Genomic DNA, 21,869 nt, shown 5'->3' with positions numbered 1-21,869 from the left:
TTCAAGGCGCCTCGCTATCAGGAAGTTCCTCCGTATTTTCATGTAAACATTCCCGAAGAGCTAAATTGAACGTAATCTGGACTTCATTTTTTCCAAAAACCACTTTATCCACAACCCTGGAAAGCATAGCCTTTTTCAAATCATTGTCCGCCTGCTCGAATTCGACCTCCCACTGGTCAGCTAGATCGACATGCCTTGATGAGGCTTCCTTTTCGATATTTGCTTTCAATCCTGTCATACGTGCCGTACTTTCAGCTATCTTTTTCTCTACACTTCCCATGGCACCCGACAGTTGGTCCGGGGTAAATGCACTATCTCCCCCCAATGATTTGATGATTTCACCATGTAGCTTAGCCAATTGCTTCGTCAGAACCTGATGTTCCTTCTCCAGCTGCTTTAGGTTCCGCTCAAGCTGGGCTAGATGTGATGCCTTGTGAGAGGAGAGAGCGAAGTAGGAGCCTATATCCAGTTGAGACAGAACCGCCTTCACCCTTTTCATCACGATGGCATCGTATTTTCTGCCTTCCCACGTACTGCTTACATGTTCGCCATTCATCCTGCCTTTATTAAGCGGGCACCTATAGCGATACATAACTTTGGCGGAGTGATCCTCCTTCCCCTTACTTTTGCGGTACAAGTAGTTGCCACTCAACTTTGCCCCACAATACTGGCAATAGGCCAACCCCGAAAACATCAGCTTCCCTGCCAACGGGATGCCTTCCTTGTCTTGCCGGTTTAATTTACTGCTCCTTGCACTCCTGATCCGCTCCGCTTCCTTGAATACTTCATCCGGAATAATTCGTAACTTCTCATTATATGGCTGTGTATTTCCGTCTTCCCCATTAAAGCCTTTATAGCGTTTGTTCCCGATATAGATCGGGTTGGCCAAGATGCGCTGAATGGTACTTACCCCATATATGTTCCCGTCCCTATTTCGATAGCCTTTGTTGTTCAAGTAATCAACAATTTTTCGATACCCCATGTGTCGGTCCACGTATAAACGGAAAACCAGCTTTATCATGGCGGACTCTTCCTCATCCACCGCCAACTCTTTCAGGTGTCTGTCTTTGTTCTTCCAATGCACCCGGTCTGTTTCAAGGATTCTATAACCAATCGGGGCGGCCCCACCTTGAAAATAGCCTTGCTCACTTAGCTGCTTTTTAGCTTCCCGTACCCTCATAGAAGTTTTCTGGCTTTCCCCGTCGGATTGCCAGAAACTGATATAGTTCAACAGCTTGTCGATATGTGTTTCCGTGTTCCGCTTTCCTTCTTGCGTGGACCAGACCTCTACGGCATTTTGATTCAGGAAATTGACGATTAAAGGCGTTTCATCCTCCCGCCTCCCTAATCGGTCAAACATGAACACCAAAAGAACATCCAATTCCTTGTCCAGGGCCCCTTGTTTAATCGTATTCAGGGCATCCCTTTCGTCCGCTTTCTTCGACCAGCCCGAAACCCCTTTTTCTATTAATTCCTGAGTGATGCGCCAATCCGGCCTATTTTTCACGAATTCTTGGCATGCGTTTTTTTGAATGGGAATATCATCATCCGTAGCCATCTGCTTCATGGTGGATACTCGATACAGGCACCAAACCCGTTTCATTTGCACACCCCTTTTTCCCTGTTTCATTCGGTTAAAATAAAACCCTCATTAAAACGGTGCCTCAAAACCATATCCCCCTAAAAAACGCTTTAAGCCCTTTTCTCGCCACCTCGTTCCTCGCCTCACTCTTAGCGAACTTCAAAGTCACCTTCACCTTATAATCGGAGATCTCCAACAAATAATCGTATTCTTCATCTGTTCTGTGCTGGTATTCCGTTGTGTCCCATACAATCAGTTTCCCTTTCCCTCCATTTGCTTCCTCTGTCATCGCCATCACCCCGTTGCCATGGATTCCTATAATCTATGGCCGTCACGATGATAGTATTAATAGTCTTCTAATCACTACCCGTAGAATACTGGGGCAGAATGAGATACATAAGGATAGAAAAAAGCCAGTACCCGAAAGTACTGGCTGACCAATTATGATGGTTGTTTAATCTTTGCTTTAGACGGAACAAACAGGGTTAACACGAACGCGATAATCGCTAGGATGGTCATGAAATAATAGGCATCACTCGAACCCAAGATCGAAGCTAGTGCGCGGATGGATTCACCTGTAGCATTTGGTGTATCCCCCAACAATGTTTCCGCATGCTTTGTCGTTTGTGCCGTAAACACGGTAACGACAATAGCCGTTCCAATTGCCCCTGCAATTTGGCGAACCGTATTATTCACGGCTGTACCATGTGTCACTAGTGTTTTCGGTAAGGCATTCAAACCAGCCGTGTTTAATGGCATCGTAATAAAGCTCAATCCTATGCGAAGGAAAATGGTCCGCACCATCAAAAAGACGAAGGTCGTCGATTCGGTTAAATCTGTAACCACCCACATGGACGGAATGATGAAAATCAACCCGATGATGAATACCGGTTTCGCGCCTAAGCGGTCAAACAATTTCCCCGTGACCGGAGACATCAAGGCGTTGATGATAGCACCCGGCAATAATAATAAACCGGCGTCAAATGCAGTGAATCCTCGACCATTTTGTAAATAGATCGGCAATAGGATCATATCCGCATACATCATCATCGTAACAAAGATGTTAATGATGGAAGTTAGCGTAAATACTTTATTCTTAAAAACCGATAAGTTAAGGAACGGATCAGATGATTTTATTTGTCTCATACAGAAAATCGCTATCGTCACAATCCCTACAAGTATGGTCATTATGACAACCTTATCATCCCACCCATGGCTCCCGGCATTACTGAAGCCATATAGAATAAGACCAAATCCGATGGTTGATAAAATAACACTTGCTACATCCAACTTCACTTTTTCTGTTTCCGAAACATTGATTAAATATTTCACCGCTAATAATATGACGATCACGACAAATGGAATGATCCCGATGAATAACCAGCGCCATGAATAATATTCAATAACGAAACCGGCCAATGTCGGTGCAATGGCTGGAGCGAATATGATCGCCAGTCCCATCAACCCCATCATGCTTCCCCTTTTTTCTGGAGGGAAAATAAACATGACGACGCTCATTAGCAATGGCATAATAATTCCTGCCCCAATGGCCTGAATCATACGTCCCATCAGTAAAATAGCGAAATTCGGTGCTACCGCGCACAAAATAGAGCCAATTAATAAAAACAGCATCGAACTTATAAATAATTGGCGTGTAGAAAAACGTTTCATTAAATAGGCCGTAATCGGGATTAACACCCCATTTACCAACATAAACCCAGTGGATATCCACTGCACGGTTGTAGCAGATACAGAAAATACCTCCATTAAGTTACTTAGTGCAACGTTTAAAAGGGTTTGATTTAAAGTGGATAAAAAACACCCTAAAATCAACACGGTTAATAATACCTTTTTATTGATTGGTTCCGACATATTACCCCTCACTTCATTTGCTTTTTTAACACCTTGTCAATAAAATAGATAGTATCATTCATCTTTTTGGATGCCTATTCACAATTTGTTATGAAGTGTTAATTAAACAACAGATTTGTAAAATATATTGAAAAAGTTCGAAATAATAGATGAAGGAGGTTCACGTTGTCGACACAAAAAAAGCAGGATCCCCGTGCCCTTCGCTCTAAGCGAATGATTAAAAAGGCCGTCACAGATATCTTGATTGAAAACCCTGATATATCGAAGCTTACCGTACAAAAGATATCGGACCGCGCAGAGCTGAATCGTGCTACTTTTTATTTACACTTTGTCGATATTAATGATTTGTTAAAACAATTGGTCTATGATATTTTCGACGACTTGTCGTTGGAATTGTCACCCATCTTGCAAATTGATAATTTGAATAATGAAGAGCAATTCATTACGTTTTTGGATTACTTTTATAAGCACCGAAAGCTTTTTGCCGTGCTTTTTGCCCACCCGGGTTTCAAGAAAAAATTGCATATGATCTTAAAGGACTCCATTGCCATAAAACGTGTAAGGGACCGGACAAAGGAAGTAACGTTATCCATGGATATTCTTGCCTCCTCCATCCTGGGTGTCATCATGTGGTGGCTTAAAGATGGCGTTCATTTCAGTTCCGAATACATTGCCAAACAAATTATTGAACTCTATCGATAATCGAGTAGCAAACCAAATAATTAAAATGCTCTTTTTTTACATTTATTATGCATTCTTTTCATTAAAAGGTGTAAAATAAATATCGACCGGATTTATCTCTTTATTTACGTTCTCCATTACTTTCCTCCTATAAGAAATACGGGTGGAAAATCCAATTGGATAAACTTTTTCTGAGAGTGTTTTTAAGATATAATGGAGATAATGTATAAATGGTAGGTCATGTTTCATTGGTTTTACCTATTGGTATTGGGTTTATGCTCATAACCAAAGCAGCGATATAATTTACGTTCACTACTTCACATCATCTATATTTTAACGATATAGTATTATTGGCTATTTTAATCTATTAAAAAAAGCAATACAGTATGATATGCTTATAATAAAGACAGGAATGATGTGTGACCAGGTCACGCCTTGGCTTATTGTGACGCCTAAGCAGGACCACCTACATCCTTTCTGCAAATTTTAGGGTATAAGGATGGTAATGATGAGCAACGGAGAAATCAAAACAGACGTCATCTTAATTGGTGCCGGGATCATGAGCGCGACTTTGGGGACAATGCTTAAAGAACTAGTACCGGAATGGGAAATCAAGGTGTTCGAAAAGCTTGAAAGCGCGGGGGAAGAAAGCTCTAACGAGTGGAATAATGCGGGGACAGGTCATGCAGCACTGTGTGAACTTAATTACACAACTGAAAAACCAGATGGTTCTATTGATATTAGCAAGGCCCTTAAAATTAACGAACAATTTCAACTTTCAACTCAGTTTTGGTCTTATCTTGTAAAGAACAAGCTGATAAATAATCCACAAGACTTCATCACGTCATTGCCACATATGAGCATGGTTCAAGGGGAAGAAAATATTGCGTTCTTAAAGAAACGTTTTAAAGCGCTATCTGAAAGCCCTCTATTCCAAGGGATGGAATTTTCTGAAGACCCTTCAAAATTAAAGGAATGGATTCCACTTATCATGGAAAACCGTCCATCGAATGACCGCATTGCGGCCACTAAAATCGACTCTGGAACAGATGTTAACTTTGGTGCCTTGTCGCGTATGTTATTTGACCACTTAGAAAATAAAAATGTAGATATTAAATATAAACATTCTGTTGATAACATTAAACGGGCTAACGACGGTTCTTGGGAATTGAAAGTTCGTAACGCCAAGGGTAATGTTGAACGCCATAATGCTAAATTCGTCTTCATCGGCGGCGGGGGCGGAAGCTTGCACTTACTGCAAAAATCCGGTATCCCTGAAGGAAAGCATATTGGTGGATTCCCTGTCAGCGGAATCTTCATGGTATGTAATAATCCAGAAATCATCGAGCAACATCATGCCAAAGTATACGGAAAAGCTAAAGTTGGAGCGCCACCAATGTCTGTTCCGCATCTTGACACACGATTCATCGATAATAAAAAATCATTGCTATTCGGACCGTTTGCCGGCTTCTCACCGAAGTTCCTGAAAACAGGTTCCATGTTTGATTTAATCACTTCCGTCAAACCGAATAATGTCTTGACGATGTTATCAGCAGGCGCAAAAGAATTGCCTTTGACTAAATATCTGGTTCAGCAACTTATGTTATCGAAAGAACAACGCGTTGAAGAATTACGTGAGTTCATCCCTAACGCTAAAGTTGAAGATTGGGATTTGGTCGTAGCTGGACAACGTGTTCAAGTTATCAAGGATACGGATAAAGGAAAAGGAACGCTTCAATTTGGTACGGAAGTCATTACAGGGGCTGATGGTTCGATTGCCGCGTTATTGGGTGCATCACCAGGTGCTTCAACAGCCGTTCATGTTATGCTTCAAATCATCGACAAATGCTTCCCTGAACAGAAGCAAGAATGGGAACCGAAACTTAAAGAAATGATTCCATCTTACGGCATTTCCTTGAAAGATAACCCAGACGTTCTTGAAGAAGTTCATGCTTCTACAGCAGAGGTACTTGGTTTACACAAAAAAAAAGAAAAAGCCTATAATTAATATTCGATAACCTTCAATCTGAAAAGGATTGAAGGTTTTTTTATTTATTTTAACTCAAAACTCTCCCCCTCTATTTATTCCGCCAAACTGGAAATCATGACATAGACCATAAAAATAGATTCACTAATCTTCCCATACCATGATTTGTATGTATCTTGTTATCCATTGCCTTCGCATCCGGTACAGGTGATTTCGTCCAATTGTTTGAACCGACTGCCAGTGTGTTCGAGAAAGAAGGCAAGGGCCATATTGTCGCTTCCTTTGGTGCAGAGTCCGGTCATCTTCCCTATACCACCTTTATGGCCAAGGAAAGTTATCTGAAGGACGATAAAGAGACCGTAGAGAAATTCACTCGAGCCTTGAAGAAGGCACAGGATTGGGTGCAGGAAAATGATGCAGCAGAGGTCGCCAAAGTGATTCAACCGTTCTTCGAAGATATCGACGTTGACACGATGGAGACCGTTATCGACCGTTACAAGGAGCAAGGTTCCTTTGCACCGGATCCGATTCTGGATGAAGAAGAATGGAATAACTTGCAGGATATCATGGACGAAGCCGGTGAATTGCCTACACGCATCAGCCATGATGAGCTTGTCAATACGGACTTTGCAAAAGAAGTCACCAAATAAGGTACAGAGTAAGGAGGATGTCTCATGGGATTTTTGACGATCGAAGACATTCACCACACGTATTTTTCAAATCAGGCGGCTCAAACCGCACTTGGGGGCATTTCTCTCGATATTGAAAAAGGTGAATTCGTCTCTTTTCTTGGCCCGAGCGGTTGCGGGAAAACGACCCTGCTTTCCATCATCGCCGGACTGTTTCCACCCACCTCTGGGAAAATCCTGCTCGAGAACGAACCGCTTGGGACGGATCATGATTTTCCGATTGGCTATATGCTTCAGCAGGATTACCTCTTTCCATGGAAGACGATAGATGAAAATGTTACGTTGGGATTACGTCTATTGAAGAAAAATGAAGGATTGGAACGGGTCAAAGCGTTGAAGTTATTGAATGAGGTCGGGTTGGCCGGATCTGAAAAGTCGTATCCACGCGAACTCTCAGGTGGAATGAGGCAACGTGCTGCCCTGGCCCGGACACTCGCCGTTGACCCGAAGATCCTGCTTCTTGATGAACCGTTTTCCGCCCTGGATTATCAAACGAAACTGAAACTGGAGGACCTTGTATCGGAAACACTGAAATCGTTCGGAAAGACTGCTGTCCTTGTGACCCATGATATCGGTGAAGCGATTGCGATGAGTGACCGGATCTATTTGTTCGCTGCGAAACCGGGTAAAATCCATAAGACATTCGATGTGCCTATGGAACTGCGTGAACTGACACCTTTCCATGCCCGTAATCATCCAGAGTACACCGCGTTATTCCAAACAATTTGGAAGGAGCTTGAAAGTCTTGAATATTGAACAGCTTCATGGCCAATATAAAGCCTCGTTGAAAAAAGAAAAAAAGCTGGTCCGTGTTTATCAGCTCCTCATTTTCATCGTCTTTTTCAGTGGGTGGGAGTTGTTTTCACGGATGAAATGGATCGATCCGCTCATCTTCAGTTCCCCTTCGAAAGTCTGGCATTTATTTTTAACGAAAGTGGCTGATGGTTCCCTGCTCTCCCATTCGGGTGTGACGCTATTCGAAACCGTACTCGGCTTTCTTATCGGGACACTGCTTGGGACGGTGCTCGCATCCGTGCTTTGGTGGTCTCCTAGACTATCCAATATCCTTGACCCCTATCTCGTGATTTTAAATGCGATGCCAAAAGTGGCCCTTGGTCCCATCATCATCGTCGCATTCGGTCCCGGCTTCCCTTCGATCATTTCCATGGGTGCGATCATTTCCATCATCATCACCACGATCGTCGTCTATACCGCTTTTCGCGAAGTCGACCCAAACTATCTGAAGGTCCTTCAAACATTCGGGGCCACACGGTTACAGTCGTTCCGGGAAGCCATATTACCTGCTTCCTTTCCAACCATCATCTCCACCTTGAAAGTGAACGTGGGACTCTCATGGGTGGGTGTCATCGTCGGAGAATTCCTTGTTTCGGCAAAAGGGCTCGGCTACCTAATCATCTATGGATTCCAAGTCTTCAATTTCACCCTCGTGATGCTTGCCTTGATGATCATCGCCGTCTTCGCAACAATCATGTACCAGCTTGTCGAACTGCTTGAACGAAAATTGATCAAGGACTGACCTAGCTGCTGATCGTACATCGGCAGTTTTTTTGTAGTTATTCCTTTTCATGATAGGCAAAACAGCATGTGCCTTGTAAGGGGCCATGCTGTTTTACAATCAATAATTAGTTTTCCTGTTTTTTTGTACGTACTTTTTAACAAGCTTCATTTTCCCATTTTTAGATAATGAATATTTTTTCACGTCCCAAGTATCCGTATATTTTTCAGCATTCGGTTCTTTACCTGGATCCCAATTTTTCTTCATTCTTTCTATTGCCACTTCTATCGTATTAGCAGAAAGGAACTTCGTGTCTAATCCTGCTCCACTTGTATATCCTTTTTTCAAAAAGACTTTACCATTAGAATGGACGCCTACGATGGTCGTTCTCGCACCGCCGCCAGCGATTTCCGTATAATACAGAAACGTATCCTTCTCTTTTGTTTCTGTATATTGCATATATCCAAATGTGCTCGATAAATATTTCAAGCTCCACACTTTCTTTTTCCCTTTTTTAATAAAAGGCGTATAGTTCCATTCATCTCTTTCTTCTATTCCCACGCTCAACCCATTTTTTAGCTTTTTGGAAAATTCACCTGTTCCACTATCATTCATATGTACGGGATAGACCTTCGCCTTTGCTTTTGCTGAGGTATGCGTTAACGGAAAGACCAGACTAAACATGAACAGGACAATCAATAGTAATGTACCTTTTTTCCTCAATTCACTCACTCCATAACTAGGTATTTATATCCATTACTATTTTACCACTTATTGTCGTAAAAAAAACAGCCTGCTGACTGTCTCTTTGCTCATGTCATCCTTCCATCATGCTTTGAAGCCGTTCCAGGCTCAGCGGCAGGATTTCGTCTTTCATGATAAAACTGTACTCCTTCCCTGGGACGTCCGGCAGCTTAGCCAAAAGGAGCGGTCCGTCCGTCTCCAGATAGTCCTTTTTGCTTTCCAGACCACCTAGCTCGGCGAAATAGATGGATTTGATGAACGGTTTTATGGGATCATGGACCTTGTATTGCCCTAAAAAAATCAACTCGTTCACCAATCCGCCTGTTTCTTCATACACTTCACGCTTAGCTGCCCCTTCAATCGTTTCTCCATCCTCCCGCTTGCCACCTGGAAATTCCAACCCGCGCTTCCGGTGTTTCGTCAATACCCACTTGCCACTGTATCGGCATATGACAAATACATGATAGGCATCCCCGAAAGCCTCATCATGTGAAAACTCGACCATATATCCATTTTCGTCTATAAAGCTTTTCATATTTCCCACAACCAATCCTTATTTCACCCATTTCTCTCCATTTGAGTTATACTTATTATAAGATAAAAAAATGAGAATGTAGCAAAAAAGATGACCTCTAATATTCGAGGCCATCATCTGTCCGCTTTGCCTGCAGAATACCCATGCTTTCGATATGCCGCTTGCCTTCTTCTGTTCCTAGCATATAGATCATTTCATAAATCTTTTGAAGCGTGACATCCTGTTCATCGTTTTCACGGTCATAATGATATTGTAAATACGGTACGTGGGCACGATAAAAATTATCTTCCCCTACTGAATAATTGTAATCGAACAATTCCCGAAGCTGGATGATTTCATTATCCGTTGCCTCGATTTCAAAATTCCAAGGAGAACTTTCCCGGTCCTGCGTGATTTGCCCGTTTGGGATGTATACGTAATACTTTTTCCTGGTTTCTTCCATTCGTCATCATCCTTTCCCTAACTCCTACGCTTATTTTCTCACCAGATTCCACCTTCATACGATGGAAAAATTTGTTTGCACAAATGGGAAAGATGTTAAATAATAGATTAAAGTATCTTTCAAAGGGTAAAACATATAATAAGCCCAAGCATCCTACAGATTTTTATATGCATCATGAGGTTTTTTTGATAACCTACATATAAAGAGATAACGGATTTTCAAGAAATGTGAGGTGAAAGTTATGAAGTTGATTGAAGAATTGTACAACATGTACCGTAATAAATTGACTGGTGATGAAGAAGACATTGATATGCTAACCTTTGCTGTCCTGGAACAATTGGACCGCAAGGAAATTTTCGAATTGCTTCAAGAGATGGATGACCAAGAACTAACCGATCTTATGGGCCTTTACATTATTGAAACGTTAAAAGGAAAATTCGCACAAAATAGTTTAAATGATACGAAACCTACTCACTTTTCACCAAGGAATATACATTAATTACATACCATATTAGGCGTCCCGCATCTTGGGACGCCTTTCTTTTTGTTGTCTGTTAAAAGGGTTACCCTTATTTATTGCCGAAGTTCGCTAAAAATTGTCATACAACGGCTTGTACTTCCTCTAATTTTTCCGGTTTTAATAGGCTAATCATCTTAGGGATAAACTCTTGATTTAGGGGAAACTAGATAGAATATTACCTCATTTTAAAAAAGCATTAGAAAGGAACAATCCAGAATGAGCGGGGATGTTTATAAACACGGAAAAAAACACGGCATTACTTATAATTGATCTTCAGATAGGACCATTTTTGAAGGAAAAACTGATATATAAAGGAGATGAATTATTAAACAATATTCAATTTCTCATTTCAAAAGCCCGTATTGAGCAGATCCCCATTTTTTTCACGAAACACAATGGTAAAGCGGGGACCCTTAATCAGAAAGGAAATCGTGGATGGGAAGTTCATCCGTCAATCCCTCTTTTTAAAGAGGACGTTATCATTGAAAAAGATTTTCCTGATTCCTTCCAACAAACGGATCTTCAGCAACAATTAGTAAACAAAAAAATCAGTCGAATTATTATAACAGGGATTCAATCGGAAGTTTGTGTAGATGCTACTTGTCGTCGTGCATATAGCCTAGGTTATGAAGTGATTCTTGCAGAGGATGGTCATAGCACATACGACTCTAACATTTTAAACGCTTCTCAAATTATCAATCACCATAACGATATACATGCTCAATGGTTTGCAAATGTACAAAAAACGAAAGATATTTTCTTGTAGGTATTTCACAGTCAGCAATTTGAGTAAAGAAAATGTGAATAAAAGCTTTACAAAAAAAATCAGTTCATTTAATACTTTGTCTAAGCTTGGATATTAGGTTTTTGTATGCCTTCCTTTTTTATTTCTGAAGGAAGGCATACAAAAACAAGAGTTCTTATAAAAAAAACGTTATACCTGTACATTGCTCAGGTCTTCGGTAAGGACCATTATGTGAACATATTGGTCCTTTTTTGATGTTATTTCGATTCTTTTTTTAGATATACATAGCAGAGAACAACTAAAGCTGGAACTATACTAGGAAGGAAACGGACGACAAAGTGAAGAGGCATAAATGTTGTTACATCAACGTTTATGCCTCTTCACTTTTTTCAATTCGGGCTCCCCCCTTTTTGGACAGCCCCTTTTTTTGATAACCTTCATTATTGAAACAAATAGAGCTGAAAAAGTGTTATATAACGATTAAAATGTCTATTTAGATAATTTGCTATCATTTTGATTGTAGATTCTCTCTTAAAAAAATTCGATCATTTCGATTCAACATATCTTCATCGTCATTAACACTCTAGACTCACTTGTCGTATAACCATTTTTCGTGAAAAACATCTCCGGTTTTCCTTCGCCTCTCTCAGTCGATAAATAGGCCGAATCAACTTTTTTCTCTGCTAAGATTTCCGTCAAATAGTTTAACAAGTTTGTGCCAATAGCTGTTTGTTGAATGCTACCACACACAAATCTCGTTTATATAGTAGCTCTTGTTATCAGCCCATTGCCCTTCATTTCCAACTAAAAATCCAATTAATTGTTCCTCGGAATTATAATAACCGATTCCTATGTATCCAGGAGTCCTGCTTATGCCCAACAAGCGTTTGTAAGAAGTCTTCACACTCCAAGGTTCATTCCAAATATTGAAACTAAAAACGCTGGTGAACAGTTTTGCTGCTTCCTCTAAATCCGTATCTGTTAATAACCGAATATTGCGTTCCATCGAAGACCCTCCTAATTTCCTCAGTCTCCCTACTTCAACTTATCTTCTTCTAGACCCCAGGCACCTTTCAATTTCTTTATGCCCGCTTGTATCTCTTCTTCTGAAACCCCTGCGAACCCTATTAAGACAGTGGTGGTCGGAGGCTGCTTTGTATAAAACAGTGAAGCGGGATAGATTTTCACGCCATGCATTTTTGCTCTCTCAATAAGCTCTCCTTCATTAAACCGTGAGTCCACGTCAAGCAAGATATGCAGTCCTGAGTCTCCTCCCCGAATCTTCACATGTCTTCCTAATTCGTTTTGGATGGTCTCTAATACCCTCTCTCTCTTTTTTTGATACAGCTTTCTCATTCTGTTGATGTGCTTTTGCCATTCACCCCTTTTGATAAATTCAGCAAGCGTAAACTGAATGTGACAGGATACCGTTTGTTTATACAAGGAAGTGATTTCGGTACCTTTTTCTAATAGAGGTGCAGGAAGAACCATATAGCTGATGCGCAACGAGGGGAGAAGGGATTTAGAGAAAGTGCCCATATAAATGACCCGGTTATGCTGGTCAATCCCTTGCAAAGAAGGAATCGGCTGTCCGCTGTATCTATACTCCCCCTCATAATCGTCCTCAATGATATAAGATTGATTATCCGCTGCCCATTTAAGGAGCTGCCTTCTTCTGTTGATCGTCATGGTGGTGCCGAGTGGAAATTGATGAGAAGGCGTTACATACACAAGAGATGGATTTTTATTTCGGATTCCCTGCATACAGATTCCCTCTTCATCCACTGGCATAGGGAGAATCTTCATAGAATTGATTTCAAAGATCCTCCTCGCTCTCGGAAAGCCCGGATCCTCATACCCTATGGAAATATCCCGCCCAAAGACTTGGCATAAGATCTGCAACAGTATAGGATTACCCGCCCCTAAAATGACCTGTTCAGGTTGACAATGAACACCGCGTGAATGATATAAGTGTTCGGCAATAAGCTCTCTCAACACAGGTTCCCCCAATATATTCCCTGGCCGATAAAGCTGTTGACCATATTGATCTAAGCTACTGACCATACTTCTTCGCCAAGAAGAAAAAGGAAAGTGAGTTGAATCCACATGGCCATAATGAAAATCAATCCATTGTTCATTCTCCTTTACTTTGGGCTTAATGGAAGAGTCGTTTGCCATATGTACAAAATCGGATTCACTATAATCCACATACCAGCCACTTCTCGGCTTGCTCACAATGTACCCTTCAGCCGCAAGCTGATCATAGGTACGCTCGACTGTCGTGTGGCTGATTGAAAGCTGAGACGCGAGCACCCTTTTGGAAGGAAGTTTCATCCCGTTTTGAAGATGCCCTTCCTGCATCTCTTTCTTGAAAAGCTGATAGAGCTGTTGATAAAGGGGTGTTTCGTGGTTTCGATTTAAAAAAAATGTGATATCCACTTCGATGATCCCTCCTAACTGGCATGCTTTTATTTAAAGAAACTGGCTGTTTATTAAGAACCATTTTCTGTTTATATTCATTGTAATCCATTAAAAGGAATAAGACGCAGATAAAAAAGGATGTTGGAGAAATATGATTGGGAGTGATTGTAATGAAGAAAACATCAAATGGTTGGGTGAACGGTTTTATTGGCGTACTGATTTTTAGCGGCTCACTGCCTGCGACTCGTTTAGCTGTAGCGGATTTCGATCCAGTGTTCCTTACCTTGTGCCGCGCGGCGATAGCAGGTGTATTGGCAGGTGCCCTTCTTCTTATCTTCCGGCAGTCACGTCCTGAAAGAACGGATATCGTTCCTCTTATAATCGTAGCGGTTGGGGTCGTGGTTGGTTTCCCACTGCTGACTGCCTTGGCCCTGCAATCTGTCACATCGGCACATGCTATCATCTTCATTGGTCTACTTCCGCTCTCGACGGCTATATTTGGGGTGATTCGGGGTGGGGAACGCCCACGTCCCTCCTTCTGGATATTTTCTGCTGCTGGTAGCTTCCTGGTTGCAGGGTATGCCCTCATCCAAGATGGGGAAGCTTCCCCAATCGGCGACGTTTACATGGTGGCCTCGATCATCATATGTGGTCTCGGTTATGCTGAAGGCGCTCGACTCTCACGGAAGCTAGGGGACTGGCAGGTGATCTGTTGGGCTCTCGTTCTATCCCTTCCCCTAATGCTTCCACTTTCCGTCTATCTATCCCCGGATTCGTGGGACGACATTGGTGGACCTTCACTATTGAGCCTTGCTTATGTATCTTTATTCAGCATGCTCATCGGCTTCATCTTCTGGTACCGTGGTCTCGCTCAGGGTGGTATAGCGGCGGTTGGGCAGCTGCAGCTCCTTCAACCATTTTTCGGGCTGTTGCTTGCAGCTGTCTTTCTGCATGAGGAGGTTGGTCCCACACTCATAGCTGTGAATATAGCTGTGGTGCTTTGTGTGGCAGCGACTCGGCGTGTAGCAAGAGCACCACGAATGAAAGCCGAGACAGAAGACACGAGAAGTGATTTGACGAAATAGTCTAGAAACAAAAAAAGGCCCTACCGAAGTAGAACCCATCTCATTCTAAGCTTAGTTTCCTAAATAAGCACGTAGCATCCAAGCATGTTTGTTCAAGCTTTTCTTCATGCTAGTCAGCATATCGGCTGTTACTGGATCTTCCTCTTCAGCGGCTTCGATGATTTCTAGGAATTCCGTAGAAAGTTTTTCGAAATCGGTGATGACGCTTTGTACCATATCTTCTGTATTTTCTTTACCTGTCGCTTCTTCAAGAGTCGTCAATTCTAAATATTCTTTAAGCGTAGCGACCGGTTTTTCTCCGATGGCTAAAAGTCGTTCAGCTAGCTCGTCCATGTCTGTGCCGATTTCTGTGTATAATTCTTCTAGTTTTTGGTGAAGTTCAAAGAAGTGAGGTCCATTTACGAACCAGTGGAAATTGTGGATTTTTGTATAAAGGACATTGAAGTTTGCAATTTCTTTGTTTACTAATTTACCTAATTTTTTCTGAGTCATAATATCTACCTCCGTTAGTTGGTTATACCTATATAGTTCCCTCTCCACAAAAATTGAAACCTTTATCGCTTCAATTCTTATGCTAAAATGAATATATAATTTGTCCCAAAGGAGCTGTCAATATGTTTACGGTTTTGGTGATATCCATCATAGTCATCTTGATTGTACTGGGGCTATCCGTCCTGACGATTGGTAAAGGCTATAGCTACAAGCATACTGTCGATCCAATTGACCCGCTGCCAAAACACGAAGAAGAGGAAAAAGACCAAGATAAATAAAAAAAATCCTGTCTTGGAAAAGACAGGATTTTTTTAGAGCTTAACCGAATACTTTATGAAGGTCCGCTTTATCTTGTGATAACCAGAAATTCATCAATTTCTTGGCTCCTTCAAGATCATGCAATTTTGCTTGGCCGCATTGCTTTTCATTAGCAGCTGGAATTTCTGTGATTTGTAGTGCATCCTTGAACGTTTCTTCCAATACGTCGATGATTTCCGTCACGGTCGGCTCACCACTCACAACCAGGTAATATCCTGTTTGGCAACCCATTGGCGAAATATCGATGATATCAAAATGATCGTACTGCTCGGAATGCTTACGAATGTTGAACGCGAGCAAATGTTCCAAAGTGTGGATCGTATCCGGCTTCATCGCTTGCTTGTTCGGCTGGCAGAAACGGATATCAAATTTATTAACAACACCATCTGTTCCGACCTTATGGACACCGCAATGTCTTACATAGGGGGCTTTAACAGCATTATGATCTAATTCAAAGCTTTCAACTGAAGGCATTTTATTCACTCCTTAATTGTATGTCTCTTCTATTTTACCTTGAAACACAATATATTTCACCCTTTTAAATTTATGCCAATTGGCTGAACAGGCCTAAAATCCTTTCTCACATCCTTTATTAACCTTCTAGAAAACAAAAGAAATATGGTATAATAAACGATAGTGAATTTATTTGAAAAGAGATGAAAGTGCTTGCTGAAAAAAATGATCATGGGCATCATACGTTTTTATCAGATTGTGGTTTCTCCATTAAAACCGCCAACATGCCGTTTTTACCCTACCTGTTCTCATTACGGTTTAGAGGCCGTGAACCGTTTCGGTCCGATCAAAGGAAGCTGGCTAGCCATCATCAGGATTCTTAAATGCCATCCGTTCCATCCAGGTGGTATTGACCTTGTTCCAGAAAAAAAGAAAAAACAGTAATAAGAAGGAACGCGTCAAAAAAACCTTGCTTTTCGGAACGATTTTATGTATTATACTATAGTCAAATCGTAATCATTTCGTTTTCAAAACCATACATTTTAAATCGTAATCAATACGAATTATTCAAAAAGGAGAATTTTTTCATGAAAAGAAAATTATTACTTTCTCTTTCACTCATTGCAGCATTGGCCCTTACAGGTTGCGGCAAGTCTGAAGGAAAGCAGAAGGAAGATAAAGATGTGCTGGATATATACACGACCGTTTATCCTCTGGAATATTTCACGGAAACCATTGGGGGCGAATTTGTGAACGTTGAGACGGTTTATCCTCCGGGTACAGATGAGCATACCTTCGATCCCTCCCAAAAGGATATTGTAGGCATGGCGAACTCAGACCTATTTTTCTATATTGGATATAATTTAGAGGGCTTTGTCACAAAAGCTGAACCGATCTTAAAGGGTGAAGGCGTAACTACGGTCGCTGTAGGTGAAACCGTTTCAGTAGATGAACATGATGAGGAACACGATCATGGAGAAACCGATGACGATGGCCATGATCATGGCAGCGTCAACCCACATCTATGGCTTGACCCCATTTACTCCATTCAGATGGCCGAAACCGTGAAAGACGAGTTAACGAAGCAGATGCCGGAACAGGAAAGCTACTTCACATTGCGTTTTAACGAGCTTTCAGATAAATTGAAGGCACTCGACAAGCAGTTCGCGAAAACAATCAAAGCCGGTCGTACGAATAAAGTGATTGTTTCCCATTCTGCTTATGGGTATTGGGAAGATCGCTACGGCCTTGAACAAATCGGGGTAACCGGACTTACCTCGTCAAATGAACCGTCGCAAAAACAGCTGGCTAGCATCGTCTCCATGGCTAAAGATGAAGACCTTCATTACGTCATCTTCGAACAGAATATCAGTTCCAAGCTGACCGAAATCATCCAGAAGGAAATGAGGGCGGAAGCACTCGAGTTCCACAATCTTTCCGTTCTGACAGATAAGGACATCAAAGCCGGTGAGGATTACTTCAGCCTCATGGAAAATAACATCAAGACCCTACAAACGGCATTACACTAAACATATCAGGAGGCGAACCCACATGGTTCGCCTCTTTTCCATTTTTAATCCAGTGTAAATGCCCTTCCTTTGTTCAAAGCTATAGATGTACCATTAAAGGAGGAGGAATTCATATGGCTCAGGATGTAAAATGTGCTGTTGACAGCTGTACGTTTTGGAAGCACGGCAATCGTTGTTCCGCTGATATGATTAAAATCGAGCACTATTCCGAAGAACGTGCTCACACAAGCCATCAAACTGGATGCCGCACCTTCAAACCCGCTGAGGATTTGTAAGCATAAGAAACCGGACTCAAAGATTGGATTTGAGTCCGGTTTTTTTCACTCGATATATTTCTCGCGTATTCTTTCCATCTTCTCCATCAAGTCTTTTCCGATGACTGGTTCGAATTCAGGATAGATGCTTGTCATTTCTTTCATCCACAGCTTTCTCTCTTTATCGGATAAGGTATAGACTTCAATCGTGGATTTCTCTTTAATGGCTTGTAGCTGGGTTTGGTTCATTTCCTTCGCCTTGTCCCAAAGCCAAGATGTTGTATCATCCATCGCCCGCGTGATTTGCTGTTGGATATCCGGAGGAAGGTCTTCCCAAAAGGATTGATTCATCATGACGACATACCCTAAATAGCCATGGTCACTTATGGTTAAATATTTCTGCACGTCATATAGCTTCTTGGAATAGATATTGGAGATCGTATTTTCCTGGCTATCCGTCTTCTTGATTTCCAGACTTTTGAATGTGTCATTAAACTCCAACTTCGAGGTTGACGCGCCAAAGTGTTCGAATTGACTCTCCAGCACAGGACTCGGCATGATCCGGAAGTTTTTCCCGGACAAGTCTTCAGGACGGCGGATGGGCTCATTGCTTGTCATTTGTTTAAAGTTATTGGACCAAAAGGCAAGACCTTCGATATTTACCTCAGCTAAATGATTCAGAAGTTCTTCTCCCACTTCCCCATTCAGCGCTTCTTTGAGGGCAGCATCCGTGGGAAAGATATAAGGAAGGTCCAAAAGCATCCATTTTTCCGATATGTTCGTAATTTTAGAAGTGGTCGGTGCAATCATCTGCACCTTATTTTCTTGTAATGCCTCTATTTCTTCGCGATCACTATACAACGATTGATTCGGATACACCTCAATTTTGACACGGTGATCGGTATATTCGTCCACAAGGGCCGCAAACCGGCTTGCCGCCAAACCCTTGGGTGTATTCTCAGCCACCACATGACTGAACTTAATCACGATTTGATCCTCCATTCCAACCTGTTCCTCATCTATGGGCAAATCGAACCCAAAGCTTGTAAAGAACGATTGAAAGGCGATATAAACCGCAACCAATACCCCTATTCCGATTAACACCAGGTATCCCCCGTAAGCACGCATAGTGACATCTCCTTACCGAACGCTTCACATTATACGTTCATTCTATCACAGCTTTTTCACCGTTGTATGACAACCTAGGAAATTGGGCGAAAATAACCGAAGATTCTGGTAGTATTAAGGAGAGATCTAATGGAGGAAAACAAATGGATAAATCCTTTCATATGCCGATTCAATTAAAGATCACCCTGCTATCCTTTATAATCGTGGCCTTTTCCATCCTCATTGGTGGGATTATCATTTTTGGGAATATCGTCTCCATCAGGGAAGAGGAAACCGGTGCCCGTTCGATGATCACGGCCCATACGATTGCAGAACTTCCCGAAGTACAAAAGATGGTCCTGGAACCGGAAGGCTGGACCGAACTGAATCCCATCATTGAAAATTTAAGAAAAATTCATCAGGCCGATTATATCGTTGTCCTGAATGAAAAACATATGCGGTACTCCCATCCGGTTTACAGCCAACTGGGGACCTTATCGAAAAGCAATGATGAGCGTGCCGCTTTTGCAGAACATGAATATATCTCGAAAGCCGTAGGGGAACTTGGCGTTTCCGTTCGTGCCTTCGTTCCCATCCTAAATGAAGAAAACAAACAGATAGGTGTCGTCCTTGTCGGGAACATCCTGCCGACGATCCCGGAAGTCATCACTGACTTAAAGACGGAAATCCTGCTTCTTCTCTTTTTGACGCTTCTGTTTGGTGTATGCGGCTCATGGCTACTGGCCAGGCGCATTAAAAAGGAAACCTTCCAGCTTGAGCCCCACCAGATTTCCCAGATGCTCGTTGAAAGGACGGCCGCCTTCAATGCCATGCATGAAGGGGTCATCGCCATTGACACTAATCAGATCATTACGATATTCAATGAAAAGGCCAAACAGATGCTGAACATAAGCGGTTCCGTGATCGGCAAAAAAATCACGGATGTGGTGGATGATACCCGCCTCCCAGAAGTTTTGGAACGGACAACTCCCATCGTCAATCAGGAAATTTCCGTCCAGCAAAAAAACATCCTGAGCAACCGGGTACCGATCAAGATAGACGATAAGACCGTCGGCGCCGTGGCCATTTTCCAAGACCGGACGGATGTGACGAAGCTTGCCGAGGAACTGACAAGCGTAAAGGCATTCGTGGAAGCTCTGCGTGTACAAAATCATGAACATATGAACAAGCTACATACGATCGCCGGATTGATACAACTAGGAAATTTAGACGATGCTCTACAGTATATTTTTCAGATCACCGAGGAACAGGAGGAATTGACCAGGTTCTTAACGAAGCACATACACGATGATAATTTAGTGGGGCTGCTTTTGAGTAAGGTTTCCATAGGCAGGGAGCTTGGCATCGAGCTTACCATGGATAAGCATACGAAGCTGGACCGCTTTCCACCTGACTTGGATTATCATGATTTTGTCTTGATTGTCGGAAATCTGATAGAGAATTCTTTTGCGGCACTGAAATATTCGACCGAAGAATCCAAGCAGGTCTATCTGTCCATCTATCAAGATGAACGGCATTGTCAAATCGTGCTGGAAGACAATGGACCGGGCATTCCCGAACCTATACATAAGGATATTTTCGAGTATGGTTTCACGACAAAAGGTTCCGAGGGATCGGGAATAGGACTTTATCTAATCAATCAAATTGTAAAAAAGGCGCATGGCGAAATGAGTTTTACGACGCGGCCTAACGAAGGGACCAGCTTTTTTCTTTCCTTTCCCATGCAGGATATAGAGGAGATCAAATGACCAATCAAATATGTGTACTTTTAATTGAAGATGACCCAATGGTCCAGGAGGTAAATAAACAATTTATCGAGCGCCTTTCCGCCTTTACCGTGGTGGATACGGCTAATAATGGACTGGAAGGTCTTGAAAAAATCAAGAAGCTAAAACCGGATCTTGTCATTTTGGACATCTTCATGCCGAACTTGAATGGCGTGGATACGCTTTATCAAATAAGGAAAGACCAACTTGATGTCGACGTCATCATCATCTCGGCGGCCAATGATCAGAAAACCATCCGGAAAATGATTCAGAATGGAGCCTTTGATTATTTAATCAAACCCTTTAAATTCGAAAGGCTGCAACATACACTTGAGCAATATTATGCCTTTCGCATGGAAGTTGAACCAGATCATTCTATCTCTCAAACCCAACTGGATCGCCTTCTCTTCCAAAACCAATCGTCTCCTAAGCAGACATTGAAAAAAGATGTCCCCAAAGGGTTGAACGGGTCCACTCTGGAACAGGTCACGAAATTCATCAAAACCCAACCTGGCTCTCTATCCGCAGAGGACGTCGCCGATGGAATCGGCATTGCGCGGGTGACGGCCCGACGCTATCTCGAGTACTTACATGATGAAGAAATCCTTCAACTTGATGTCCAGTATGGCAATATTGGCCGCCCTGTCAATCGATACCGCCTTAACAAGGAATAGCCCATATAAAAAGGGACCGATTCATACCATGAAGACGGTTCCTTTCATGCTTCCTTCGTCCGGTCATAGATTCCCCATTTTCTTTTCAAAAGAAACAACTCGCACTCCGCTAATGCAGTGATTTCCTTAATGACAAAATCCGGCATCCCCCTTCTTAACAAAACCTCTGCAATAAGGTACGGCTTTTTCATATTCTTCCCCCCTCCCTTTCTCTAAAATGTTTTCGCTTTCTTACATTATACAAAATAATCCATAAAAGGAAAAATAGACAAAGCCCCATTTTTGAATATAAATATTTATTAAGGACTAATCATTCAATCGATAAATGAGGAGGAAGGTAAAACCAGTTACGATTGTAATAGAGTCGCCGAATCGGAAACCGATCCAGTTCTCTCCTTTATCCATAGCAAAAAAGCTGCCCCATGACAGCTTCATC

General features: G+C 42.1%; 26 protein-coding genes and 1 pseudogene. 14 read left to right on the top strand and 13 right to left on the bottom strand.

Annotation, left to right across the window (positions count from 1 at the left end; genetic code table 11):
• Position 1: 1 nt before the first annotated feature.
• The 3 genes from ACIQXR_RS15600 to ACIQXR_RS15590 all read right to left on the bottom strand — a co-directional run bounded on the left by ACIQXR_RS15600 (position 2) and on the right by ACIQXR_RS15590 (position 3,454).
• Positions 2-1,603, bottom strand: coding sequence for a recombinase family protein (locus ACIQXR_RS15600; RefSeq protein ID WP_402875139.1), 1,602 nt, complete (start codon positions 1,601-1,603; stop codon positions 2-4).
• 61 nt (positions 1,604-1,664) lie between these two features.
• The gene (locus tag ACIQXR_RS15595; RefSeq protein WP_402875142.1) at positions 1,665-1,871 is read right to left on the bottom strand and encodes a hypothetical protein; all 207 of its coding nucleotides are present in this window, start codon (positions 1,869-1,871) and stop codon (positions 1,665-1,667) included.
• A gap of 152 nt (positions 1,872-2,023) precedes the next feature.
• Positions 2,024-3,454, bottom strand: coding sequence for a DHA2 family efflux MFS transporter permease subunit (locus ACIQXR_RS15590; RefSeq protein WP_403080351.1), 1,431 nt, complete (start codon positions 3,452-3,454; stop codon positions 2,024-2,026).
• A gap of 165 nt (positions 3,455-3,619) precedes the next feature.
• Between ACIQXR_RS15590 and ACIQXR_RS15585 the strand changes: the two genes are divergently transcribed.
• The 5 genes and pseudogenes from ACIQXR_RS15585 to ACIQXR_RS15565 all read left to right on the top strand — a co-directional run bounded on the left by ACIQXR_RS15585 (position 3,620) and on the right by ACIQXR_RS15565 (position 8,348).
• Positions 3,620-4,156 carry a TetR/AcrR family transcriptional regulator gene (locus ACIQXR_RS15585; protein ID WP_403080349.1) on the top strand — a complete coding sequence of 179 codons (537 nt, stop codon included), beginning with the start codon at positions 3,620-3,622 and terminating at the stop codon, positions 4,154-4,156.
• Positions 4,157-4,643: 487 nt separating this feature from the next.
• Positions 4,644-6,143 carry a malate:quinone oxidoreductase gene (locus ACIQXR_RS15580; RefSeq protein ID WP_403080344.1) on the top strand — a complete coding sequence of 500 codons (1,500 nt, stop codon included), beginning with the start codon at positions 4,644-4,646 and terminating at the stop codon, positions 6,141-6,143.
• A 167-nt stretch (positions 6,144-6,310) separates the two neighbouring features.
• Positions 6,311-6,772, top strand: a pseudogene (locus ACIQXR_RS15575) (ABC transporter substrate-binding protein); the annotation flags it as partial.
• Between the two features lie 24 nt (positions 6,773-6,796).
• Positions 6,797-7,567, top strand: a complete 771-nt coding sequence (locus ACIQXR_RS15570) for an ABC transporter ATP-binding protein (RefSeq protein ID WP_402957022.1) — start codon at positions 6,797-6,799, stop codon at positions 7,565-7,567.
• The gene (locus tag ACIQXR_RS15565) at positions 7,557-8,348 is read left to right on the top strand and encodes an ABC transporter permease (protein ID WP_403080342.1); all 792 of its coding nucleotides are present in this window, start codon (positions 7,557-7,559) and stop codon (positions 8,346-8,348) included. Before ACIQXR_RS15570 ends, ACIQXR_RS15565 begins: the two co-directional genes overlap by 11 nt.
• Positions 8,349-8,447: 99 nt before the next feature.
• On the opposite strand, the gene ACIQXR_RS15560 is transcribed toward ACIQXR_RS15565, so the two are convergent.
• From ACIQXR_RS15560 to ACIQXR_RS15550, 3 genes are all read right to left on the bottom strand, one after another.
• On the bottom strand, positions 8,448-9,050 hold the full coding sequence (locus ACIQXR_RS15560; protein ID WP_402875153.1) for a hypothetical protein: 603 nt from the start codon (positions 9,048-9,050) through the stop codon (positions 8,448-8,450).
• Positions 9,051-9,144: 94 nt separating this feature from the next.
• Positions 9,145-9,606: an RNA deprotection pyrophosphohydrolase gene (gene ytkD / locus ACIQXR_RS15555; RefSeq protein ID WP_402875156.1), complete on the bottom strand. Its 462-nt coding sequence runs from the start codon at positions 9,604-9,606 to the stop codon at positions 9,145-9,147.
• Between the two features lie 97 nt (positions 9,607-9,703).
• Positions 9,704-10,048 carry a hydrolase gene (locus ACIQXR_RS15550; protein WP_402875159.1) on the bottom strand — a complete coding sequence of 115 codons (345 nt, stop codon included), beginning with the start codon at positions 10,046-10,048 and terminating at the stop codon, positions 9,704-9,706.
• Between the two features lie 241 nt (positions 10,049-10,289).
• On the opposite strand from ACIQXR_RS15550, the gene ACIQXR_RS15545 reads away from it, so the two are divergent.
• A complete protein-coding gene (locus ACIQXR_RS15545; RefSeq protein WP_402875161.1) occupies positions 10,290-10,547 on the top strand; it encodes a DUF6154 family protein in 258 nt (85 codons plus the stop codon).
• 247 nt (positions 10,548-10,794) lie between these two features.
• Positions 10,795-11,334, top strand: a complete 540-nt coding sequence (locus ACIQXR_RS15540; protein WP_403080340.1) for an isochorismatase family protein — start codon at positions 10,795-10,797, stop codon at positions 11,332-11,334.
• Between the two features lie 718 nt (positions 11,335-12,052).
• Here the strand turns inward: ACIQXR_RS15540 and ACIQXR_RS15535 are convergent.
• Positions 12,053-12,319: a GNAT family N-acetyltransferase gene (locus tag ACIQXR_RS15535; RefSeq protein ID WP_403080338.1), complete on the bottom strand. Its 267-nt coding sequence runs from the start codon at positions 12,317-12,319 to the stop codon at positions 12,053-12,055.
• 29 nt (positions 12,320-12,348) lie between these two features.
• Positions 12,349-13,752, bottom strand: a complete 1,404-nt coding sequence (gene pdxR, locus ACIQXR_RS15530) for a MocR-like pyridoxine biosynthesis transcription factor PdxR (protein ID WP_402875173.1) — start codon at positions 13,750-13,752, stop codon at positions 12,349-12,351.
• 152 nt (positions 13,753-13,904) lie between these two features.
• On the opposite strand from pdxR, the gene ACIQXR_RS15525 reads away from it, so the two are divergent.
• Complete coding sequence (locus ACIQXR_RS15525) at positions 13,905-14,819, top strand: DMT family transporter (protein ID WP_402875176.1); 915 nt, start codon at positions 13,905-13,907, stop codon at positions 14,817-14,819.
• Between the two features lie 51 nt (positions 14,820-14,870).
• Here ACIQXR_RS15525 and ACIQXR_RS15520 read toward each other — a convergent pair whose 3' ends face one another.
• A complete protein-coding gene (locus tag ACIQXR_RS15520; protein ID WP_402875179.1) occupies positions 14,871-15,311 on the bottom strand; it encodes a Dps family protein in 441 nt (146 codons plus the stop codon).
• 122 nt (positions 15,312-15,433) lie between these two features.
• On the opposite strand from ACIQXR_RS15520, the gene ytzI reads away from it, so the two are divergent.
• Positions 15,434-15,589 carry a YtzI protein gene (gene ytzI, locus ACIQXR_RS15515; RefSeq protein WP_403080337.1) on the top strand — a complete coding sequence of 52 codons (156 nt, stop codon included), beginning with the start codon at positions 15,434-15,436 and terminating at the stop codon, positions 15,587-15,589.
• A 40-nt stretch (positions 15,590-15,629) separates the two neighbouring features.
• Here the strand turns inward: ytzI and ACIQXR_RS15510 are convergent, their stop codons facing one another.
• Positions 15,630-16,103, bottom strand: a complete 474-nt coding sequence (locus ACIQXR_RS15510) for an S-ribosylhomocysteine lyase (protein WP_402875184.1) — start codon at positions 16,101-16,103, stop codon at positions 15,630-15,632.
• Between the two features lie 204 nt (positions 16,104-16,307).
• Between ACIQXR_RS15510 and yidD the strand changes: the two genes are divergently transcribed.
• From yidD to ACIQXR_RS15495, 3 genes are all read left to right on the top strand, one after another.
• A complete protein-coding gene (gene yidD, locus ACIQXR_RS15505) occupies positions 16,308-16,526 on the top strand; it encodes a membrane protein insertion efficiency factor YidD (RefSeq protein WP_402875252.1) in 219 nt (72 codons plus the stop codon).
• Positions 16,527-16,669: 143 nt separating this feature from the next.
• Positions 16,670-17,611: a metal ABC transporter solute-binding protein, Zn/Mn family gene (locus ACIQXR_RS15500; protein ID WP_403080335.1), complete on the top strand. Its 942-nt coding sequence runs from the start codon at positions 16,670-16,672 to the stop codon at positions 17,609-17,611.
• Positions 17,612-17,724: 113 nt separating this feature from the next.
• Positions 17,725-17,886 (top strand): DUF1540 domain-containing protein, encoded by a 162-nt coding sequence (locus tag ACIQXR_RS15495; protein ID WP_402875188.1) that lies wholly within the window; start codon positions 17,725-17,727, stop codon positions 17,884-17,886.
• Positions 17,887-17,931: 45 nt separating this feature from the next.
• On the opposite strand, the gene ACIQXR_RS15490 is transcribed toward ACIQXR_RS15495, so the two are convergent.
• Entirely contained in the window at positions 17,932-18,993 is a 1,062-nt protein-coding gene (locus tag ACIQXR_RS15490) for a DctP family TRAP transporter solute-binding subunit (protein WP_403080333.1), read from the bottom strand.
• Between the two features lie 143 nt (positions 18,994-19,136).
• Between ACIQXR_RS15490 and ACIQXR_RS15485 the strand changes: the two genes are divergently transcribed.
• Both ACIQXR_RS15485 and ACIQXR_RS15480 read left to right on the top strand, forming a co-directional pair.
• The gene (locus ACIQXR_RS15485; protein ID WP_402875194.1) at positions 19,137-20,741 is read left to right on the top strand and encodes an ATP-binding protein; all 1,605 of its coding nucleotides are present in this window, start codon (positions 19,137-19,139) and stop codon (positions 20,739-20,741) included.
• Complete coding sequence (locus tag ACIQXR_RS15480; protein ID WP_402875198.1) at positions 20,738-21,433, top strand: response regulator; 696 nt, start codon at positions 20,738-20,740, stop codon at positions 21,431-21,433. Before ACIQXR_RS15485 ends, ACIQXR_RS15480 begins: the two co-directional genes overlap by 4 nt.
• A gap of 44 nt (positions 21,434-21,477) precedes the next feature.
• Here ACIQXR_RS15480 and ACIQXR_RS15475 read toward each other — a convergent pair whose 3' ends face one another.
• The gene (locus ACIQXR_RS15475; protein ID WP_402875202.1) at positions 21,478-21,624 is read right to left on the bottom strand and encodes a hypothetical protein; all 147 of its coding nucleotides are present in this window, start codon (positions 21,622-21,624) and stop codon (positions 21,478-21,480) included.
• A 115-nt stretch (positions 21,625-21,739) separates the two neighbouring features.
• The gene (locus tag ACIQXR_RS15470; RefSeq protein ID WP_402875205.1) at positions 21,740-21,868 is read right to left on the bottom strand and encodes a hypothetical protein; all 129 of its coding nucleotides are present in this window, start codon (positions 21,866-21,868) and stop codon (positions 21,740-21,742) included.
• Position 21,869: the final 1 nt, after the last annotated feature.

It is taken from the genome of Peribacillus sp. NPDC097224 (assembly GCF_044761985.1).
GTDB lineage: Bacteria > Bacillota > Bacilli > Bacillales > DSM-1321 > Peribacillus.
Note: the sequence above shows the minus strand (reverse complement) of the source record. Positions and strands in the feature narration are given on the sequence as shown.

Excerpts from the sequence above, each read along its gene's own strand:
- ACIQXR_RS15510 (WP_402875184.1), bottom strand. The coding sequence starts at position 16,103 with ATGCCTTCAGTTGAAAGCTTTGAATTAGATCATAATGCTGTTAAAGCC.
- ACIQXR_RS15475 (WP_402875202.1), bottom strand. The coding sequence starts at position 21,624 with ATGAAAAAGCCGTACCTTATTGCAGAGGTTTTGTTAAGAAGGGGGATG.
- ACIQXR_RS15495 (WP_402875188.1), top strand. The coding sequence starts at position 17,725 with ATGGCTCAGGATGTAAAATGTGCTGTTGACAGCTGTACGTTTTGGAAG.
- ACIQXR_RS15480 (WP_402875198.1), top strand. The coding sequence starts at position 20,738 with ATGACCAATCAAATATGTGTACTTTTAATTGAAGATGACCCAATGGTC.
- ACIQXR_RS15570 (WP_402957022.1), top strand. The coding sequence starts at position 6,797 with ATGGGATTTTTGACGATCGAAGACATTCACCACACGTATTTTTCAAAT.
- ACIQXR_RS15525 (WP_402875176.1), top strand. The coding sequence starts at position 13,905 with ATGAAGAAAACATCAAATGGTTGGGTGAACGGTTTTATTGGCGTACTG.
- ACIQXR_RS15540 (WP_403080340.1), top strand. The coding sequence starts at position 10,795 with ATGTTTATAAACACGGAAAAAAACACGGCATTACTTATAATTGATCTT.
- ytkD (WP_402875156.1), bottom strand. The coding sequence starts at position 9,606 with ATGAAAAGCTTTATAGACGAAAATGGATATATGGTCGAGTTTTCACAT.
- ACIQXR_RS15500 (WP_403080335.1), top strand. The coding sequence starts at position 16,670 with ATGAAAAGAAAATTATTACTTTCTCTTTCACTCATTGCAGCATTGGCC.
- ACIQXR_RS15550 (WP_402875159.1), bottom strand. The coding sequence starts at position 10,048 with ATGGAAGAAACCAGGAAAAAGTATTACGTATACATCCCAAACGGGCAA.
- ACIQXR_RS15485 (WP_402875194.1), top strand. The coding sequence starts at position 19,137 with ATGGATAAATCCTTTCATATGCCGATTCAATTAAAGATCACCCTGCTA.
- ACIQXR_RS15600 (WP_402875139.1), bottom strand. The coding sequence starts at position 1,603 with ATGAAACGGGTTTGGTGCCTGTATCGAGTATCCACCATGAAGCAGATG.
- ACIQXR_RS15545 (WP_402875161.1), top strand. The coding sequence starts at position 10,290 with ATGAAGTTGATTGAAGAATTGTACAACATGTACCGTAATAAATTGACT.
- ACIQXR_RS15580 (WP_403080344.1), top strand. The coding sequence starts at position 4,644 with ATGAGCAACGGAGAAATCAAAACAGACGTCATCTTAATTGGTGCCGGG.
- ACIQXR_RS15535 (WP_403080338.1), bottom strand. The coding sequence starts at position 12,319 with ATGGAACGCAATATTCGGTTATTAACAGATACGGATTTAGAGGAAGCA.
- ytzI (WP_403080337.1), top strand. The coding sequence starts at position 15,434 with ATGTTTACGGTTTTGGTGATATCCATCATAGTCATCTTGATTGTACTG.
- ACIQXR_RS15595 (WP_402875142.1), bottom strand. The coding sequence starts at position 1,871 with ATGACAGAGGAAGCAAATGGAGGGAAAGGGAAACTGATTGTATGGGAC.
- yidD (WP_402875252.1), top strand. The coding sequence starts at position 16,308 with ATGATCATGGGCATCATACGTTTTTATCAGATTGTGGTTTCTCCATTA.
- ACIQXR_RS15490 (WP_403080333.1), bottom strand. The coding sequence starts at position 18,993 with ATGCGTGCTTACGGGGGATACCTGGTGTTAATCGGAATAGGGGTATTG.
- ACIQXR_RS15590 (WP_403080351.1), bottom strand. The coding sequence starts at position 3,454 with ATGTCGGAACCAATCAATAAAAAGGTATTATTAACCGTGTTGATTTTA.
- ACIQXR_RS15520 (WP_402875179.1), bottom strand. The coding sequence starts at position 15,311 with ATGACTCAGAAAAAATTAGGTAAATTAGTAAACAAAGAAATTGCAAAC.
- ACIQXR_RS15470 (WP_402875205.1), bottom strand. The coding sequence starts at position 21,868 with ATGAAGCTGTCATGGGGCAGCTTTTTTGCTATGGATAAAGGAGAGAAC.